An 889-nucleotide genomic window follows, 5' to 3' on the forward strand; every position below is an offset into this window, starting at 1 on the left:
TCGGTCTTCGCGGCGGCCAGCAGCAGCGGCCAGGCATGGCTCGGCTCGCGACGGAAGCCGGGCTGGGCGAGGATCCGGCGGAACACCTCGCGGGCCAGCGCCTCGTCCCCGTCGAGCAGGGCGAACTCGATCGCCTGCTCGGCGAGCGGCACGACGGTCTGCGGCGGGCCCGTCTCGTACTGGACGTCGGCGAGGTCGGGGCGCTCCCCCTGCCCGGTGGCGAGCAGGAGCTGCCCGCGCCAGATCGTGAGCTGGGTGCGGAGCGCGGGCCCTTCGAGCAGGTCCTGGGTCCGGTCGAGCCGGTCGCGTGCCGCGTCCCAGCGGCACTGCCAGAACAATGCCTCGGCCAGGTTGACGGCGCAGGGCAGCGCCGTGCTGCGGACCAGGCCGTCCCGTTCGGCGACGGCCAGCCCGTCCACACCCGCCTGCTCGGCCTCCGCGTCGTGCCCGCTGGACAGGTACGCGTGGGTGAGATGGTTGTACAGCACGACCAGGGTGCGGCCGCTGTGTTCGGACGCGACGGCCGCGAGCAGCGCGGAGGTGTCGCCGCGCCGTGCGTCCGCCGCGGCCAGCGTCACCGTGAGGGCCGCCAGGCACTCCCGCGCCCCGACCGCCGACGCCAGCTCACGCGCCCGGTCGGCGTAGCGGGCGCACGCCTCCGGATCGCCGAAGACCAGATATTTGGCGCTCAGCCGCCAGAGCAGCCAGGCCCGGGTCTCGGACGGCTCCGCGCAGGCCCGTTCGGCTTCAAGGAGCGCCGCCAGTTCCCGCTCGGGCGAGACGTAGCCGAGCAGGTTCGCCCGGCAGAACAGCAGCGAGGCCCGCCGGTCGGCCGCGTCGACCAGCGGCAGGGCCGCCTCGACCAGGGCTAGCCCGCGGCCGTGCTCGC

Annotated in this window: 1 protein-coding gene; it reads right to left on the reverse strand. The window is 75.3% G+C overall.

Annotated elements, in window-relative coordinates:
* Positions 1-889, reverse strand: an 889-nt coding sequence (locus ACYVE7_RS34805; RefSeq protein WP_460370912.1) for a hypothetical protein, incomplete at both ends; no start/stop codon positions are given.

The organism is Actinocorallia lasiicapitis (assembly GCF_054778695.1).